The organism is uncultured Empedobacter sp. (assembly GCF_937930195.1).
GTDB classification, from domain to species: domain Bacteria; phylum Bacteroidota; class Bacteroidia; order Flavobacteriales; family Weeksellaceae; genus Empedobacter; species Empedobacter stercoris.
The window spans coordinates 21,448-34,680 of record NZ_CALGVK010000022.1 but is presented as its reverse complement, the minus strand read 5'-3'; the positions used below and the strand labels follow the sequence as shown (position 1 = coordinate 34,680).

Annotated in this window: 12 protein-coding genes and 2 tRNA genes; 8 read left to right on the top strand and 6 right to left on the bottom strand. The window is 29.8% G+C overall.

Annotation, left to right across the window (positions count from 1 at the left end):
- Positions 1 to 61: 61 nt before the first annotated feature.
- Both Q0616_RS01395 and Q0616_RS01390 read right to left on the bottom strand, forming a co-directional pair.
- Positions 62 to 143 (bottom strand) — tRNA-Tyr (locus tag Q0616_RS01395).
- 32 nt (positions 144 to 175) lie between these two features.
- Positions 176 to 249: transfer RNA gene (locus tag Q0616_RS01390), tRNA-Thr, on the bottom strand.
- Between the two features lie 277 nt (positions 250 to 526).
- Between Q0616_RS01390 and Q0616_RS01385 the strand changes: the two genes are divergently transcribed.
- From Q0616_RS01385 to Q0616_RS01375, 3 genes are read left to right on the top strand one after another with little or no spacing between them, the layout of a single operon-like run.
- Positions 527 to 2,173 carry a Na/Pi symporter gene (locus Q0616_RS01385; RefSeq protein ID WP_188319806.1) on the top strand — a complete coding sequence of 549 codons (1,647 nt, stop codon included), beginning with the start codon at positions 527 to 529 and terminating at the stop codon, positions 2,171 to 2,173.
- 31 nt (positions 2,174 to 2,204) lie between these two features.
- Complete coding sequence (locus tag Q0616_RS01380; protein WP_284583386.1) at positions 2,205 to 2,687, top strand: hypothetical protein; 483 nt, start codon at positions 2,205 to 2,207, stop codon at positions 2,685 to 2,687.
- A gap of 49 nt (positions 2,688 to 2,736) precedes the next feature.
- On the top strand, positions 2,737 to 3,723 hold the full coding sequence (locus tag Q0616_RS01375) for an acyl transferase (RefSeq protein WP_260542447.1): 987 nt from the start codon (positions 2,737 to 2,739) through the stop codon (positions 3,721 to 3,723).
- A gap of 29 nt (positions 3,724 to 3,752) precedes the next feature.
- On the opposite strand, the gene Q0616_RS01370 is transcribed toward Q0616_RS01375, so the two are convergent.
- The 3 genes from Q0616_RS01370 to Q0616_RS01360 form a co-directional block, all read right to left on the bottom strand.
- Positions 3,753 to 5,612 carry a DUF3857 domain-containing protein gene (locus Q0616_RS01370; protein ID WP_298774393.1) on the bottom strand — a complete coding sequence of 620 codons (1,860 nt, stop codon included), beginning with the start codon at positions 5,610 to 5,612 and terminating at the stop codon, positions 3,753 to 3,755.
- Positions 5,613 to 5,671: 59 nt separating this feature from the next.
- Complete coding sequence (locus Q0616_RS01365) at positions 5,672 to 7,540, bottom strand: DUF3857 domain-containing protein (protein ID WP_298774391.1); 1,869 nt, start codon at positions 7,538 to 7,540, stop codon at positions 5,672 to 5,674.
- A gap of 76 nt (positions 7,541 to 7,616) precedes the next feature.
- Positions 7,617 to 8,501 carry a TIGR01777 family oxidoreductase gene (locus Q0616_RS01360; RefSeq protein WP_225540148.1) on the bottom strand — a complete coding sequence of 295 codons (885 nt, stop codon included), beginning with the start codon at positions 8,499 to 8,501 and terminating at the stop codon, positions 7,617 to 7,619.
- Between the two features lie 43 nt (positions 8,502 to 8,544).
- Between Q0616_RS01360 and Q0616_RS01355 the strand changes: the two genes are divergently transcribed.
- Positions 8,545 to 9,420, top strand: coding sequence for an ion transporter (locus tag Q0616_RS01355; RefSeq protein ID WP_225542835.1), 876 nt, complete (start codon positions 8,545 to 8,547; stop codon positions 9,418 to 9,420).
- Here the strand turns inward: Q0616_RS01355 and Q0616_RS01350 are convergent.
- Positions 9,417 to 10,388, bottom strand: coding sequence for a YihY/virulence factor BrkB family protein (locus Q0616_RS01350; RefSeq protein WP_225540153.1), 972 nt, complete (start codon positions 10,386 to 10,388; stop codon positions 9,417 to 9,419). The genes Q0616_RS01355 and Q0616_RS01350 overlap by 4 nt on opposite strands.
- Positions 10,389 to 10,414: 26 nt before the next feature.
- Between Q0616_RS01350 and rlmH the strand changes: the two genes are divergently transcribed.
- The 4 genes from rlmH to Q0616_RS01330 are packed head-to-tail and all read left to right on the top strand — an operon-like array spanning position 10,415 to position 13,214.
- A complete protein-coding gene (rlmH, locus tag Q0616_RS01345; RefSeq protein ID WP_260542435.1) occupies positions 10,415 to 10,888 on the top strand; it encodes a 23S rRNA (pseudouridine(1915)-N(3))-methyltransferase RlmH in 474 nt (157 codons plus the stop codon).
- A complete protein-coding gene (locus tag Q0616_RS01340; protein ID WP_286483720.1) occupies positions 10,881 to 11,714 on the top strand; it encodes a type II CAAX endopeptidase family protein in 834 nt (277 codons plus the stop codon). The genes rlmH and Q0616_RS01340 overlap by 8 nt, the downstream gene beginning before the upstream one ends.
- A 1-nt stretch (position 11,715) precedes the next feature.
- Positions 11,716 to 12,297, top strand: coding sequence for an RdgB/HAM1 family non-canonical purine NTP pyrophosphatase (gene rdgB, locus Q0616_RS01335; RefSeq protein WP_286483721.1), 582 nt, complete (start codon positions 11,716 to 11,718; stop codon positions 12,295 to 12,297).
- Positions 12,294 to 13,214 carry a ribonuclease Z gene (locus Q0616_RS01330; protein ID WP_171623717.1) on the top strand — a complete coding sequence of 307 codons (921 nt, stop codon included), beginning with the start codon at positions 12,294 to 12,296 and terminating at the stop codon, positions 13,212 to 13,214. Before rdgB ends, Q0616_RS01330 begins: the two co-directional genes overlap by 4 nt.
- Positions 13,215 to 13,233 lie beyond the last annotated feature (19 nt).

Below are 13,233 nucleotides of genomic sequence, written 5' to 3'. Positions count from 1 at the left end.
CCCACGACCTGCTGATTACAAATCAGCTGCTCTAGCCAGCTGAGCTACATCGGCAATTTTGTGGGGAGAGCAGGATTCGAACCTGCGAAGGTGAAACCAACGGATTTACAGTCCGTCCTCGTTGGCCGCTTGAGTATCTCCCCGCCTTACTTTTTGTTCTTATAAAAAAACTTAGAGCCGATAGAGGGACTCGAACCCACGACCTGCTGATTACAAATCAGCTGCTCTAGCCAGCTGAGCTACATCGGCAAAAATATTTGTTATTTGAATATTTCAAATCGAAAACAAGAATTTAATTTCTCAAGAGAAGTGTTGTTCCTTTTTCGTGGTGCAATATTAGGGCAGTTTTTCGAAACTCGCAAATGTTTTTTCAAAAAAAAGAAGAAGTTTTTGATAAATCTTAACTTCAATTTTGATAATCAGAATTTTAGAATTTAAAAAAAATAAACTTTTTTTTTTATAAAAGTAAAAAAGATAATATTCTATTTACATTAGAGTACTTATTTTTGTAGTCAATTCATCATTAATGCATCTTATCATACAAATTTTGCAACTTTTCGGAGCAATTGCGTTGTTCATTTTTGCGATAAAATTATTGAGCGAAAATTTACAGGCCTTATCTGGATCGAATTTTAAACGTACATTAAACAAACTAACCAAAAACAATTTTTCTACAATTGTTACAGGAACTCTTTTTACAACTGCCATACAATCTTCGTCAGCTGCAAGTGTATTTATATTAGGTTTTGTAAACGCAGGTTTGATTAATTTGCGAAAAGCATTTGGATTGATATTAGGTGCAAACATCGGAACAACGCTTACTTTGTGGTTGGTTTATTTTGGATTGAAATTCGATTTAATACAAATTGCCTTGCCTCTGGTATTAATTGCCTTTCCTTTTTATCTATCGAAAAAACGAAATCAACGAAAAATTGGAGGAATTCTGTTTTCACTTTCTCTATTATTTCTATCGTTGTATTTCTTAAAAACATTCTTGCCTTCTATAGAAAGTCATCAAAAATTACAAGAATTTTTACAAGATTTAGCGAACTATGGAATTTTAACAAATTTATTATTCATCTTTTTTGGTGTTTTACTGACCGTTTTGGTTCATTTCTCTTCGGCTTCTATTACAATTGCGATTCTATTAGCAAGTAAAGGTTTACCTATCGAATTAGCAGCAATGATAGTTTTAGGAGCAAATATAGGGACGACTTTTACGGCTCACTTAGTAGCTGCAATCGGTGATAAATACACAAAAGTAGTAGCTGCATTCCATACATTATTTAATATCCTGGTTGCAATTATTTTTATGTTACTTGCAAGTTTCTTATTGAAATTTATAGGTTCGACGATTTCGACAAATATTGCCGTACAACTTATTACTTTTGATACAATTAGTAATTTGGTTGGGGTTGTTTTTCTTACTCCTTTCATTAATAAATTGGCTTTTTATTGTCAGAAAAAATATTTTTCGATCAAGCAAACTGATAATAAATTAGAATTTTATGCCATTCCATTTGGTACAAATTCTGATCTCTATAAAAACGAAGCAAACAAGAAATTGTTAAAACTTGCTTCCACAACTAAACAAACGATTTATACGCTTGGACGAATGATTACGGAAAGTGATGAAGAAAAGATTTTGGTTTTTCGCGAACGTATTTTAGAACTTGAAAAAGAAGGCGATCAGTTGGAACGTGAGGTAAATGAATTTTTAAATGAAATTGCTGATTTAGATTTACCAAACGAAAATACCATTGCTATTCATCAGTTGATAACGCTTTGTCATCATTTGGAAAGTGTGGGTGATATTGCGATTAAAATATCATCTATTCACCGTCGTCGTCGTATGACCAATAGTTATTTCACCCCAAAAATGAGATCTTATTTGGTCGATTTTCAAGATAATTTGGATCAAACGACTCGAATTTTAAATCAAAACCTGAACGAAACACAAGAAGAAGTTTCGATTAAACAAGCCGAATTTATTGAAAAAACAATTAATGCTATTTACAAAGAAGCAGAAACAAATCTGATGAAAACGATCGAAAAAGAAAAGTTAATGACTACAAGTGCGCTTTTCTACAAAGATTTGATTCAGTATTACGAAATTCTTGGCGATCATCTTTATAAAGCGAATACAACAATTGTTAAGCTAAAAAATCAGTAGAAATTTGTAAGTTTGAGTTAAAGTATAACTAATGATTTTTGAATATCAAACCAAAAAAACTTTCGATGAAATAATTGAAAGTTTAAATCAATTTAAAAAATTACAAAACGATAATTTATTTGTATTTATTGAAGAATTTGATTTTCAGAATATAGAATTTGATTCGAATAAAATTATAGTTAATAGAAATAATATCTCACCCTACTCTTTCTTAAATGGTAAAGGTGCAATAGAATATACTTTTCAAAATAAAAATATTATTGAGATAACTTTACAACCTAATAAACTATTTGAAAAGGGAAGAAAATTTAATATTATCGTAAGTATTATTTTCCTTATCATTATAAATCTTTATTCAAGTTATCTTTACAAAGAAATCAAGTATACATTTATAATACTTTCAGTAATAATCATTTTATTACAATTTCTGTTTTTTAAAATTTTAGATCAATTAAATCTCTATTTTTTAAAAATTTATGCAATCAGATTCTATAGAAACTTAGAAAAACAATAGAATTCATAATAAATTCGCACACTTCTTCTCTATTTTGTAATTTTGCAAAATGTTTGATTCAAAGCAAATTTTTAGTATTCAATCCGAAGAAGATTTCCAAAACGTTGCATTGGAAGTTTTCCGTTATCAAGCGCAAGAAAATGAAGTGTACAATAACTTCTTAAACTTCTTGAATGTTGATTATTCTACTGTAAAACACACCAACGAAATTCCTTTTTTACCGATTCAATTTTTTAAGAAATATAATCTTATTTCTGGAAATCGTGCCGTTGAAAAGGTTTTCACAAGTTCAGGAACCACAGGAATGTCAACAAGCAAACATTTGGTGACCGATTTGGCATTGTATCATTACAATTTAGAAAAATGTTTTGAACAGTTTTATGGACCACTTTCTGATTATACAATATTTGCACTTTTACCTTCGTATTTAGAACGTACAGGCTCTTCGTTGATAGATATGGTGGAATATTGGATTGAAAAATCTGGTAGCGATAAAAGCGGATTTTATTTGTATAATCACGATGAATTGTATGAAAATCTTATCGCACACGAGAAAACAGGTAAAAAAGCTATTTTGATTGGTGTTTCGTTCGCCTTGTTAGATTTTGTAGAAAATTATAAAATGAAATTGAAACATACCATCGTGATGGAAACTGGCGGAATGAAAGGTCGTAAAAAAGAAATTACACGCGAAGAATTACATACAATCTTAAAAGATGGTTTTGGAACTAATGAAATTCATTCGGAATATGGAATGACTGAATTGCTTTCGCAAGGGTATTCTCGTGGAGATTTAACGTTTAAATCGCCCAATTGGATGCGAATAATGATTCGCGAAACTGAAGATCCATTAAGCTATGTTGAACAAGGAAAAACTGGTGGCGTAAATGTGATAGATTTAGCCAATTACAATTCGATTAGTTTTATTGCGACTGATGATTTGGGAAAAAAAGTAGCCACAAATCAATTTGAAATTTTAGGACGTTTTGACCATTCTGATGTAAGAGGTTGCAATTTGATGGTGATAGAATCATAAAAAAACGCACTAAAATTTAGTGCGTTTTTTTATTTTTTATTCATTAAAATGACAATATCTTTATTCCTTTCCGCTATTTTAGTTAAAAATTCCGAATATTCTTTTAGTTCCTTACTGCTTATAATTGATTGATTAATCAATAGAATATAGGTAATTACAAACTCATTATTCACAACTTCTATCTGTTGTTTGTATTGTAATTTATTTCCAATGGCTTTAATTTCGTGATTAAATTTATCATATTTTAAAACAAAATCTTTTGGAATTTTAGATTTGAATTGAACAACTTTTTGAAACGGAAAATCTAATTCAACTTGGTATTTTCTTTCTTTTTCAATATTTAAAAAATTAAGCGCATCATTAAACGGAAATTCAAATCCAAAATAGTTGACCATTTTTCCTTTATTCACAAAAATTTTATTTATCGAGCTGTAATTACCTTGATTATTCAAATCCTCTGAAGAATATGTTAGCTCATTGAACATTGGAAAATCATAATTCTTTTGATTTTCTTTGTTAAAATAACCTTTGAATTTATTTAAAGATTTCATTTTAACCTCATCTCCTTTAAACTCTAATTCATTTATCAAATAACTTTCAGATAAGGGAGGTTGAATATTTAGAAATTCATTTGTACTGGTTTCAAGCTTCAAAACAAGTTGATTATAATATTCTGAATATGGAAAAACGACTTTTTCTTTGTAATTATCATCCGTTATTTTCAATATATTTTCATCAAAAAGATAAACTTGATTATCTACAATTGTCATTGTTTGAATATTAGAAATTCTCGAAACAATAGGAAAATCCATAATTAACCTTCCTCTGTTTCTAAAGCTATTAATAACCAAATGCGATTCTAAACCTTTTGATTTCAATAATCGATTAACGAGAACAACGAAATCCAAATTACTTCCAGTTTTAGTTCCTAATAAACCAGTTTTAAAATTCGACATTTTGTCCACATAATTCGTTTCTATAAGCTTAAAATTCTGCTTAACGTAATCCATTACATTTTTATACGTTTCTAATTGCGAATTTCCATTATTAATTTTAATAGCGATTTCATTAAAGTCAACATTTCTTGTATTCGTTGCTATATTTTTAGCAAAAACTGATCGTAATGAAAGCCAGTTCGAAGAAGAAAAAATCGTTCCATGCCAATCTTGTTCAGCTGAATATTGAAAACCGATTGTTTCTTTAAAATCATTAACATTGTATATTTTATCAAACTTTTTTACACTTGCTACATTCTCTATTTCCCATGATTTATTCCCTTTTCGGTTCCCATATTTTTCATTCAACTTTTGCCCAATTAAAAAAAATCTATTATCAAAATCTGTGTGTATCCGAACATCTAATTTTGATTTCAATATTGGATAATCGTTTTGGAAATTCCATGGCGTTGCATATAGATTAGCTGTACGGGTTACTTCAGTTTCATACTCTATAATTGATCCTACTTTTACATTTGGAATCGCATAAATCAGTTGAATTGTATTTTCATCAATTGTTTCTTGTATAATATCTTTCTGATCCAACTTTGACACTACAACCTCACCTCCTATTTTATTATAAACCTGTACTTTATTTATTTTTACACGATTATATTTGTTCGTTGGATTAAAGCTGAATTTTAACACATTTCCTTCAATAGCATCTTGTTTTAAAATCTTTTTACGAACATGTTGTTTGAGCGCATATCCATAATTTTTTAATTGCAATTCTCCATATTCTGAAAGGGTCACTGCAGATGCATCTTGTTCAAACGGAACAACTTTATAGTTATATTCTTCTTCTGATATTTTACCAAATTCTAATTTAGTTGATTGAGAAAAAGCAAATTGACAAAGCAAAAAACTTAAAACAAAATAAATTTTATTATTCATACATCGTGTTAATTGATTAAATATACAAAAAATAGCACTGAAATCTCAGTGCTATTTAGTTAGTTCTTTTTCATTAAAATTTCTTTTAGAGATGCTGTTTTTACTTTCTCAAAAAATTGTTTTAACTCGTTGTATTTTTCTGCTTCGTATACGCCTTCTGGTAACAAAAATTGAATGGCTATAATCAACTGTCCGTCTTTTATTTTTGCCTCTTGATAATATTCTAAATTAAGTTCTATTTTATGATGAGTTTTGTAATTTTCATCAATCACAACTTCGTAACCTGCTGGTATTTTAGACTTAACCTGGATGTTAAATAAATACGGGTAATTAAATTCTATTTTGCGTTGACGATTTGTATCTTCAAAAGTATATTGTTTCAAAAACTCGCGCAAAGGATTAATAAATGTGTAAAATGCAGCATTTGGAGTTTTAGTTTTAGATTTATATGATTTGACATAAGAATCGGTCTCAAAAATCAATTTATCACTTGATTCTTCATCCAAACGCATTTCTAAAGATTCTGTTACAAATCGATTCAATACATTCTTTTCTTCGGCATTTTCATCATAAAAATATCCATTAAATTTATCTTTTCTATACAAAACTAAATTTCCATTGTTCAAGAAATCATATTTTATCGAAGATTCATAATAAGACAATTTCTGATTTAATTTCACAAATGAAGGCTCACCTTTTTTAATTACAACACCATGATAATTAAACACATCTAATGGACCATATTCGATTTGCTCTTTATTTAATTTTGACGCATCTAAAATAACATTTGCAGTTCCATTATTCAATTTCACAACTGTCACAACAGAATTAAATTGATTAACAAATGGATAAGAAAATAAAATTTGTCCATGATGACGAGAACTGAACAAAACCAATGATGTTTCGAAACCTTTTGCCGTTAAAATTTCGTTTAATAATAAATTCATATCCGCGGTAGAACCTGCTTTCTCCTTCAATAATGTTCTATTGGAACGAGATGGAATTATTCCATAAAATCTGTTCCATTTTACATTAGTATCAATATATTCGATCACATTTCGCAAAGTTTCGACTTCATCTTTTCCATTAGGAATTTTTTGGACAATTTCTCTAATTGCAGATGGATTTCTGTAGTTTTCGTACTGTGAATTAATATCTTGAATCAAGTCTTGCCAAGCATTCAATGTTGTTTTTTTAGCTCCATCTGTATGATAATTATCTGCCTGAAGTTTAATACGTTCACTTTGATCTTCAGGATTATAAACGTATTTTAATTGATTATAACTCTGAATATTATTCAAACTCCATTCAGATGAACTTGATTTATTTTTATATTTTTCATTTAAAGCATCTCCAATTGTAATAATTGAATAAGCGCTATAAGCTTTATTAATCAATCTGAATTTACTTGAAAGTGTAGGAATATCATGTTGGAAATTCCATGCGTCGATAGAAAAATTATGTTCGCTTCCTTTTACATAAGTGTACTCGATAATAGAACCAACTTTTACATTTGGAAACGTAAATCGTTTTGCAGCATACAATTCATTCAAAGAAATGTCAAAAATTTCTTTCTCATCAATTGGTATTACCTGCTCTATTCCATTTGAGATATTTATAGTATTTCCTTTGATTCCTGTAATAGATTCTTGTTTATTTTTACTATAATAATTCAATTGTATATTGGCTTGATCAACGCCTTTTTCGGTAAGGATTTTTATTCTACGCTTTACAGTCAAATAATAATTAGATTGTATCAAATCCATTTTTCCTTCTTCGGAAAGGATAACAGCATCTGCATCTTTTTCGAACGGTGCCTGATTAAACGCTATTTCTTGCTGAGAAATTTTTCCTAATTTGAACTCTTTATTTTGAGCGTTAGAAAAGATTGTAAGTAGTAGAAAAAATAAAGTAAATATAATTTTCATGAGGATTATTTAAGATTACAAAAATACATTTTACAACATATTATATGGTTTAATTTCTTTAAAATTTTTAACAACTTTACACTAAATCATTAAAAGCTTTCTCCAACGTAGGAAATTGAAATGTAAACCCTGTTTCTTCTATTTTGTTTGCATCAATTCGCGAACCTTTTAAAACCAAATCACTCATTTCTCCTAATGTTAATCTCATCACAAAACCTGGAATATTTGGAAGAAAAAATGGTTTATTTAGTTTTTTAGCTAACGTACGATTGAAAGTTGAATGATCGCTATTTTCTGGTGCAGATGCATTAAAACTTCCTTTTATATTTTCATTCTCTACTGCTTGAGCATAAATCTGCAACAAATCTTCGATATGTATCCAAGGCATCCATTGCTTTCCATCACCAAGATTAGCGCCTACACCTAATTGAATTGGTTTTTTCAATAGTTTGAAACCTTCTCCATTTTTTGCCAAAACCAAAGCTGTTCTTAAACAAACCACTCTCGCTCCTATTTCCTCAAATTGGTAAGCCGCATTTTCCCATGCTACACAAACTTTTGCTAAAAAATCGGTATTTGGTTCATCTGATTCTTTAAAAATTTTGTCTGAAGTAATTTGTCCATAATAAGCACTTCCTGAAGCTGAAATGAAAAATTTTAGATTAACATCAAGTTTATTCACATACTCAAAAAGTAAATTTGCTGTATCAACTCTACTTGATAAAATTTCTTCTTTATACCTTTTTGTCCACCTTTTAGCGATTAAACATCCAGCCAAATGAATAATTCCGTCTAAATTATCAAAAACCTTTTCATCAATTTTGTTTTTATCCCAATGATAAAAAGGATGCTCAACATTTTTCTCTCTTGTTAAAATCCGTACTTGATGTCCTTTCTCAATTAAAATTTTCGCTAATTCTGAACCAATTAAACCACTTCCACCAGTTAAGAGAATATTCATACTATTTTTTTTCCTAATTTAGCTCATTCCAAAATATAAACCAATGTTCAAAGGTCGATTTCCTTACCTCAAAAAAATGGGTGCGGATGAAGAAAAGAAATTGAAACAAAAAATCTTCGATATAATTTTTGAAGCCGATACACCTTATGGTAAACTTTTCGACATTTCGTTATTATTTTTAATCTTAACGAGTGTTGGATTGGTAATGTTAGAATCTATTCCAGCTATTAATGCAAGACATCATACGGTTTTAATTACACTCGAATGGATTTTAACTTGTTTATTTACACTTGAATATTTGTTGCGAATTTATTGCGTAAAAAATCGTTGGCGATACATTTTTAGTTTTTATGGAGTCATTGATTTATTATCAATTTTACCATTTTATCTGGGATTATTCCTACCAACAAGCAAATATTTGGCGAGTATCCGAATTTTACGTTTACTACGTATTTTCAGAATTTTTAATCTAACTCGATTTACTCGAGGAAGAAATGTATTGGTTCTTGGTTTAAAAGAAAGTAAAGATAAAATCATCGTTTTTTTATCTTTTGTCCTTTTAATAGTTGTGGTTATTGGTTCAATTATGTATATGGTTGAGCATGATCATCCCGAATCTGGTTTTACAAGTATTCCGATTAGTATTTATTGGGCAATCGTCACCTTAACAACAGTTGGTTATGGCGATATTTCTCCAGTTACTGGATTAGGTCAATTTTTAGCTTCTGTTGTTATGATTATAGGTTATGGTGTTATTGCTGTTCCTACAAGTATCGTGACAATGGAAATGAACAAAGCATCAAAAACCAAAGACGATATTCCCAATAATACGGAGCGTTGTAGAAATTGTGGAGATGATTATCATCTTGATGGATCGGTCTATTGCAAAACGTGCGGACACAAATTAAATGAGCATTAAGATTTATCCAAATTAATAAAACGATTACTGTCGATATGATGGATATCTTCATAGTTTTTGGTATAATTAATCGACATATTCAATTCGTAACCAACTAACATCAAAATCACATTGATGTAAACAAAAATCATCATAATCATTACTAATCCAAGTGATCCATAAAGCAAATCAATATTGGTAAAATAACTTAAGTACGAATTAAAACCTATTACAGTTAACAAGAACAAGACTGATGTTAACAATGCACCTGGCAATACTGTACTTCTTGACTTTTTATGGTTTGGACCAAAATAGTACAACATACACATCGAGACAAAATAGAAAATAAATACGGAAAAATAATTGATAAGATAAGAAAACTGACCAAGTTTACTCAAAAAAGAAACGTTTGTTAAATACTTCCAAATAATAGATGTTGAGTAAGATAAAAAAACTTGTAAGACTATAAATACAGTAAAAAACAATGTCAATATAATCGAAATCACTCTCGATTTTGAATTTTTTCGTTTGACATAGACATCTTGATACGATACATTAAATCCATTAATAATTCCTTGTATTCCGTTAGATGACATAAAAATTGTAATCAAAATCAACAGATAATTTACTTTTCGTTTGCCTTGTAAAGCTGTCGTTTTATCGATGTAAGATATCACTTCATTACTCACGTGTTTGGGTAAAATTTGCGGTAAAAATTGTGTAAAAAGTAATTCTTTTATATCGCCATAATAAGTCAAATGAGGTAAAACACTAAACAAAAAAAGTAGAAATGGAAACATACTAAAAAATAAGATCCACGAAACGGCTGCCGAACGCAACGGAAAATTCCCTTTCATGACGCGAATCCAAAAAACTCTCAAGAAATCATATACCGTGATGTCTGTATTTTTGTTCATCAATTTTGTTTTCGACCAATCTCGAAAATAATTTATTCCTGTATATGTTTTAAAATCTTGTAGAATGCGCATATTTTTGTCTCAATAAATAATTTTGAATGAATATTACGACCATTTGTATCGGTAAAACAGACGAAAAAGCCATCGAAATGCTATTACAAAAGTATGAAAATCGATTGCCTTCGCATATTAATTATCAAAGAATTGAAATTCCTGACATCAAAAATCGTAAAAATTTGTCCGAAATTCAACAAAAACAAAAAGAAGCTGAACAAATTTTGAGCAAAATAGTAAATACAGACTTTGTTATTATTTTAGATGAAAAAGGAAAACAACCAACTTCGAAGCAATTTGCAGATGATATTCAAAATTATATGAATCAAGCGGTCAAAAATTTAGTCTTTGTGATTGGTGGTCCTTATGGTTTCGATGAATCTGTTTACAACCGTGGAAACAAGAAAATGTCTTTATCCAATATGACATTTACGCATCAAATGGTTCGCCTATTTTTAACAGAACAAATTTATCGCGGATTTAGTATCTTGCAAGGTAAACCTTATCACCATGAATAAGACATCTCCTTTTGAAGAAATAGTTCAAAAAAATGAAAACAAATTGAGTTTTGGAATCGGAAAAGCAATTTTATATAGTGCCGTCGCAGTAATTATAATGCAATTTGCTGGCGGAATTATCTCTATTCCTGCAATCTTTTACCAACCACTTAATCACGTTCTTTTACCATTAGGCTTTTTGGCTGGAACAGTATCTGCAATTGTTATTTTATTGATGCTAACGCAAACAAAGTTTACGACAATTTTACAAGCGATTAAACATCCTTTTACCGCCATTCAACTTATTCTCTCTATTGCTTGTTGGCTATTTCTTTTGCCTTTGGCAGAAGTTTTTACAAGTTTAATTCCTACAACTGGTCCTTTAGAAGATATTTATAAAATCTTTCAAAGTTCTTTCGAAATGATGTTAGATTATAAAATCGCAGGATTTATTATGGTATGTCTTTTTGCACCAATTTTCGAAGAAATTATTTTTAGAGGAATTATTCTGAAAGGAATGCTAAATTATAAGGTCAATGCAACAATTGCAATTTTAATAAACGGTTTTGTCTTTGGAATGGCTCATATGAATCCATGGCAATTTATTGGTGCAGGGCTTTTAGGAATCATTTTTGGCATTGTTTACCATCGTACAAAATCATTGTTTTTACCCATTCTATTGCATTTCCTAAATAATACTCTTTCCTATTCGTTGATGCTGATACAAGGCGATATGGAAGGCGAAGTTTTTGCGCATAGAGATTATTTATTAATTGGTGGAATGACACTGATTGGAATTTTATCGGTGTTTTTATTAATGAAACAAACAGAACAAAAAACAATATAAAATGGAATTAATTTTTGCCACACATAACAACAATAAAGTAAAAGAAGTTACTAAAATGTTACCCTCTTACTTGTCGATGAAATCTTTGACAGCGATTGATTTCTTTGAAGAAATCGAAGAAACAGGGAAAACTTTCGAAGAAAATGCCTTGCTAAAAGCTAAAACTATCTTTAATAAAACAGGAAAAAATGTTTTTGCAGATGATTCAGGATTGGTTATCGAGGCTTTGGACGGAGCACCTGGAGTTTATTCAGCTCGATATGCTGGAACTGGAAAAGATGAAGATAATATTGCAAAAGCTTTGAAAGAATTAGATGGAAAAACAAACCGAAAAGCTTACTTTATTTCTATTTTCTGTTTAATTTTGAATGGAAAGGAATATTTTTTCGAAGGTCGTGTAAATGGAACAATTGCAACCGAAATTATGGGTAACAATGGTTTTGGTTACGATCCTATTTTTATTCCAGATGGTTTTTCAAAATCATTTGCTCAAATGACTCCTGAAGAAAAAAACGCAATTAGTCATAGAGGAAAAGCCATCGAAAAATTAAACGATTTTTTAACTAATCTAAACGTAAATTGAGTTTACAACTAACTATATTAGGATTTAATTCGGCGTTACCAACTGCTTATACGCATCCTACCGCTCAATTATTAAATATTGCAGAACGCTATTTTTTAATTGATTGTGGAGAAGGAACTCAAGTTCAGTTGCGAAAAGCAAAAGCTAAATTTAACCGAATTAATCACATTTTTATATCGCATTTGCATGGCGATCACGTTTTTGGTTTGATCGGATTAATTTCTACACTTCAATTACTTGGTCGCGATATGCCCTTGCATATTCATGGTCCAAAAGGAATCGAAGAATTTATTACCACACAATTACGCTTAACAGAGTCTAACAATTCATTCGAAATTATTTTTAATGAATTACATACAAAAGAATCTGTTTTAGTATTTGAAGATGATAAAGTCGAAGTTTTTTCAATTCCGCTTAATCACCGTGTTTACACGAATGGATATCTTTTTCGAGAAAAGCCAAAACCTCGAAAATTGAATATGGATACCATTGAAGAATTTTCAGAAATCGAGATTTGTGATTATCAAAATTTAAAAAATGGTAGGGATTTTACGTTAGAATCTGGAGAAATCATTCCGAATGATTATTTAACGTTCGATGCGCAAAAATCGTTGAGTTATGCCTTTTGTTCTGATACTAAATATAAGCCTGATATTGTTCCTATTATCAAAGAAGTAGACTTGTTGTATCATGAATCAACTTTCTTACACGAATTGAAAGATTTGGCTATCTATACAGGACATACAACGGCAAAAGAAGCTGGAATGATTGCGAAACAAGCCAATGTAAAAAAATTAATTTTAGGCCATTTTTCTAATCGCTACCATGATTATAAACCTTTGTTAATCGAAGCACAACAAGAGTTTCCAAACACAGTTTTACCCGAATTATTGAAAACCATCAAAATCGATAGTTAATAAAATAAAAAGTCCTCAA

Bases quoted from the DNA above. Each gene is read 5' to 3' on its own strand.
- Q0616_RS01340 (WP_286483720.1), top strand. From the start codon at position 10,881: ATGAATAAGACATCTCCTTTTGAAGAAATAGTTCAAAAAAATGAAAAC.
- rdgB (WP_286483721.1), top strand. From the start codon at position 11,716: ATGGAATTAATTTTTGCCACACATAACAACAATAAAGTAAAAGAAGTT.
- Q0616_RS01375 (WP_260542447.1), top strand. From the start codon at position 2,737: ATGTTTGATTCAAAGCAAATTTTTAGTATTCAATCCGAAGAAGATTTC.
- Q0616_RS01380 (WP_284583386.1), top strand. From the start codon at position 2,205: ATGATTTTTGAATATCAAACCAAAAAAACTTTCGATGAAATAATTGAA.
- Q0616_RS01385 (WP_188319806.1), top strand. From the start codon at position 527: ATGCATCTTATCATACAAATTTTGCAACTTTTCGGAGCAATTGCGTTG.
- rlmH (WP_260542435.1), top strand. From the start codon at position 10,415: ATGAATATTACGACCATTTGTATCGGTAAAACAGACGAAAAAGCCATC.
- Q0616_RS01360 (WP_225540148.1), bottom strand. From the start codon at position 8,501: ATGAATATTCTCTTAACTGGTGGAAGTGGTTTAATTGGTTCAGAATTA.
- Q0616_RS01370 (WP_298774393.1), bottom strand. From the start codon at position 5,612: ATGAATAATAAAATTTATTTTGTTTTAAGTTTTTTGCTTTGTCAATTT.
- Q0616_RS01355 (WP_225542835.1), top strand. From the start codon at position 8,545: ATGTTCAAAGGTCGATTTCCTTACCTCAAAAAAATGGGTGCGGATGAA.
- Q0616_RS01350 (WP_225540153.1), bottom strand. From the start codon at position 10,388: ATGCGCATTCTACAAGATTTTAAAACATATACAGGAATAAATTATTTT.
- Q0616_RS01365 (WP_298774391.1), bottom strand. From the start codon at position 7,540: ATGAAAATTATATTTACTTTATTTTTTCTACTACTTACAATCTTTTCT.